Origin of the sequence: Pseudoflavonifractor phocaeensis (genome assembly GCF_016901955.1) — a bacterium.
In the GTDB taxonomy this organism is placed as follows: domain Bacteria; phylum Bacillota; class Clostridia; order Oscillospirales; family Oscillospiraceae; genus Flavonifractor; species Flavonifractor phocaeensis_A.
The window spans coordinates 1-4,347 of record NZ_JACJLC010000142.1 but is presented as its reverse complement, the minus strand read 5'-3'; the positions used below and the strand labels follow the sequence as shown (position 1 = coordinate 4,347).

Annotated in this window: 3 protein-coding genes; all 3 read left to right on the top strand. The window is 64.8% G+C overall.

The features are described from left to right. Window positions 1-1,329: Asp-tRNA(Asn)/Glu-tRNA(Gln) amidotransferase subunit GatA (gene gatA, locus H6B51_RS16385; protein WP_243421371.1), on the top strand; the 1,329-nt coding region annotated here is incomplete at its 5' end. Further along, on the top strand, window positions 1,330-2,748 hold the full coding sequence (gene gatB, locus H6B51_RS16380; RefSeq protein ID WP_204884670.1) for an Asp-tRNA(Asn)/Glu-tRNA(Gln) amidotransferase subunit GatB: 1,419 nt from the start codon (window positions 1,330-1,332) through the stop codon (window positions 2,746-2,748). A 183-nt stretch (window positions 2,749-2,931) separates the two neighbouring features. Continuing rightward, a complete protein-coding gene (locus H6B51_RS16375; protein ID WP_204884669.1) occupies window positions 2,932-4,233 on the top strand; it encodes an MATE family efflux transporter in 1,302 nt (433 codons plus the stop codon). Window positions 4,234-4,347: the final 114 nt, after the last annotated feature.

The window sequence follows — 4,347 nt, the reverse complement described above, 5'->3', positions numbered from 1 at the left end:
GCCGACCTGTCCGCCTCCCCCCTGGCGGGAGTGCCCATGGCATACAAGGACAACATCTGCACCAAAGGGGCCCCCACCACCTGCGCCTCCAAGATCCTGGATGGCTTCCTCCCCTGCTATGACGCCACCATCGTGGAGCGCCTGTCCGCCGCCGGGGCGGTGTCCATGGGCAAGCTGAACATGGACGAGTTCGCCATGGGCTCCACCTCTGAGACCTCGTGGTACGGCCCGGTGAAAAATCCCTGGGACCTGACCCGGGTATCCGGCGGTTCCTCCGGCGGAGCCGCCGCCGCCGTGGCGACCGGTGAGGTGTGGTACGCCATTGGCTCGGACACCGGCGGCTCTATCCGCCAGCCCGCCGCCTACTGCGGCGTCACCGGCATGAAGCCCACCTACGGCTCCGTGTCCCGGTACGGCCTCATCGCCTACGCCTCCTCCCTGGACCAGATGGGCCCCATCGCCCGCTCCGCCGCCGATTGCGCCGCGGTACTGGACCTGATCCAGGGCCGTGACCCCCGGGACGGCACCAGCCTGGACGTCCCCGCCGGAGGGCTGCTGAACAGCCTTACCGGAGACTTGACGGGCAAAAAGATCGGCCTGCCCGTCGACTGCTTCGGCGAGGGCCTGGACCCCCAGGTGCGCTCCGCCGTCCTGGCCGCCGCCGACGTACTGAAGGCCAGAGGAGCTGTGGTGGAGGAGTTTGCCCTCCCCGTCATGGAGTACGTGGTGCCCACCTACTATATTATCGCCGCCGCTGAGGCCTCCTCCAACCTGTCTCGGTTCGACGGGGTAAAGTATGGCTGGCGGGCAGAGGGCTATGAGGATCTGGCCGACCTCTACTGCAAGACCCGTACCCAGGGCTTCGGTGCTGAGGTGAAGCGGCGCATCCTGCTGGGCACCTTTGTGCTGTCCTCGGGCTACTACGACGCCTACTATAAAAAGGCCCTCCAGGTGAAGGCGGTCATCAAGAACGCCTTTGATGAGGCTTTTACCAAATACGACCTGCTCCTCACCCCCGTGGCCCCCACCACCGCCCCCAAGCTGGGGGAGAGCCTGTCCGATCCCCTGAAAATGTACCTCAGCGACATCTACACCGTATCTGTGAACCTGGCGGGTCTGCCCGCCCTGTCCATGCCCTGCGGCTTTGACGACAGGGGCATGCCCATCGGCGCTCAGCTCATCGGCCCCGCGCTGGGGGACGGCATGGTGCTCAACGGAGCCCATGCCTTCCAGCTGGAGACCGACTGGCACCGCCGGGCCCCCTCATCCGGCCCTGCGGGCCACCTTCCCCCCTGTGGGGGGAAGGTCACAACGAAAGGGGGGATTTGAATGACCTGGGAAACGGTCATCGGCCTGGAGACCCATGTGGAGCTGGCCACCAAAACCAAGATCTTCTGCTCCTGCACCACCCAGTTCGGCGGCGAGGCCAATACCCACTGCTGCCCCGTCTGTACCGGCATGCCGGGCACCCTGCCGGTGCTCAACGAGAAGGTGCTGGAGTTTGCGGTAAAGGCCGGACTGGCCCTCAACTGTGACATCACCCGCCGGTGTAAATTCGACCGGAAAAACTACTTCTATCCCGACCTGCCCAAAGCCTATCAGATCTCCCAGCTCTACCTGCCCATCTGCCGGGACGGCAAGGTGGATATCGGCGGCAAGACCATCCGCATCCATGAGCTGCACATGGAGGAGGACGCCGGCAAGCTGGTCCACGATCCCTGGCTGGACCAGACCCGTGCCGACTACAACCGCTGCGGCGTGCCCCTCATCGAGATCGTCACCGAGCCCGACTTCCGCTCGGCGGAGGAGGTCATCTCCTACCTGGAGCGGCTGCGTTCCACCCTGCAATATCTGGGCGTGTCCGACTGCAAGATGCAGGAGGGCTCCCTGCGGTGCGACGTGAACCTGTCGGTACGTCCGGCGGGCTCCGCCGAATTTGGCACCCGTACCGAGATGAAGAACTTGAACTCCTTCAAGGCCATCGCCCGGGCCATCCAGTACGAAGCCCGCCGGCAGATCGAGCTGCTGGAGGAGGGCAAGCGGGTGGTCCAGGAGACCCGCCGGTGGGACGAGAACAAGGACGCCACTTATGCCATGCGCTCCAAGGAAAACGCCCAGGACTACCGCTACTTCCCCGAGCCGGACATCCCTCCCCTGGAGATCAGCGAGGAGTACCTTGCGCGTCTGCGGGCCCAGCAGCCCGAGATGGCCGACGCCAAACAGGCCCGGTATCAGGCCGACTGGGGTCTCCCCTCCTACGACGCCCAGATGATCACCGGCCAGAAGGCCCTGGCCGACTTCTTTGAGGCTACCGTAGCCCTGGGTGCGGAGCCCAAGCAGGTGTCCAACTGGATCATGGGCGAGGTGATGGGCCAGCTGTCCGCCGGCGGTCTGGAGGCCAAGGACATGAAGCTCACCCCCGCCACCCTGGCCCGGCTCATCGCCCTGGTGAAGGAGGGCAAGCTCAACCGCAACACCGCTGTCAAGGTCTTTGAGGCCGTCTTTGCTGACAACGGGGATGTGGACGCCTACGTGAAGGAGCACGGTCTGGAGCAGGTGTCCGACACCGGCCTGGTAACCTCCGTGGTGGAGCAGGTGCTGGCCGCCAATGAAAAATCCGTGGCCGACTTCAAGGCGGGCAAGGAAAAGGCCTTCGGCTTCCTGGTGGGCCAGGTTATGCGCCAGCTGAAGGGCCAGGCCGCCCCCGCCGTGGTCAACCAGGTGCTGCGGGATAAGTTGTCCCAATAAGCTCCTCCCTGCCCGGGGTTGACATTTGATCGTTCCTCTGGTATGCTGTCTCTCACAACTGAATGCCTTTGTGCTTACCGTCCGCCACCGGGTGGACGCTGTAAACGTGCCTGGTTCTGTCCCGCAGGTCTTAGAAGGGAGAGATCAGGCACGTTTTTTCAGGCAGATACGGAGGATTTTCCCATGGAACGCACCTTTTTCAAATATATTTCCCTGAATATGCTGGGGACCCTGGGCCTGTCGGGCTATATCATGGCCGACACCTATTTTGTGGCCAACCGGCTGGGGGCCGACGGGCTGGCCGCCCTCAACCTGGCCATCCCGGTGTTCGGACTGGTGAACGGCCTGGGCATTTTGCTGGGTATGGGCGGGGCCACCCGCTACTCCATCTGCCGCTATCAGGAGGATCACCCACGGGCCCACCGTGCCTTCACCATGGCACTGCTGTGGGGAGCGGGGCTGGGACTGCTGCTGGCCCTGCTGGGAGCCTTCGCCGCCGGACCCATCGCCGGGCTGCTGGGAGCGGAGGGGGATTCCCTCCCCCTGTGCGCCGTCTACCTGCGCACGGTGCTCATGTTCGCCCCCTGCTTCCTCCTCAATCAGGTGATGATCGCCTTTGTCCGCAACGACGGCAACCCCAAGCTGGCCATGACCGCCATGCTTACCGGCAGCCTGGCCAACATCGTGCTGGACTACCTCTTCCTCTTCCCTCTGGATCTGGGCATCTTCGGCGCCGCCCTGGCCACCGGCACCGCCCCGGTCATCGGCCTGTGCCTGTCCTCCCTCCACGTGCTCACCGGCCGGAACCAGTTCCGCCCCACAGTCCCCGCCGCTCCCCTCCGGGCCTTGGGGGATATGGCAGGCCTGGGCAGCGCCGCTTTCATCAATGAGTTTACCTCCTGCATGGTCATCGCGGTGTACAATATGCTCATGCTTCGGGCAGCCGGCACCATCGGAGTGGCGGCCTACGGGGTGGTGGCCAACCTGGCCCTCATGGCCCTGTCCCTGTTCACCGGCCTGTCCCAGGGGGCTCAGCCCCTGGTGAGCCAGGCCTGGGGCCGGGGGGACCGGGTCCAGGTGGCCAAGCTCTTCCGCCTGGCCTTGGGCACCGCCCTGGCCGTCGGACTCTTTCTGGCCCTGCTGGCCTTCTTTGCCGCCGGCCCCCTGGCCGCCCTGTTCAACCGGGACGGAGACCCCGTGCTGGCCCAGATGGCCCAGGAGGGCCTGAAGCTGTACTTCATCGGTTTCCTCTTTGCCGGGCCCAACATCATCGTCGCCGCCTGCCTGGGGGCCGCCGAGCAGCCCCGGGCCTCCTTCCTCCTGTCCCTGTTCCGGGGCGGGGTGGGCATCGTGGTCATGGTGCTGGTGATGGCGATCCTCTTTGGGGTCACCGGCATCTGGCTGGCCTTTCCCCTCACCGAGGCCCTTACCCTCATCCCCGCCCTGAACGCCAGCCGCAAGCTGCTCCGCTCCGACAATCCATGAACAGAAAAAAGGGCCTGTTGCAAAATTGACAGTTTGCACAAACCTGTCATTGCGAGCCAGTGCGCACACTGGCGTGGCAATCCGTTTTCCCAGCAAAAGGAGACGGATTCCCAC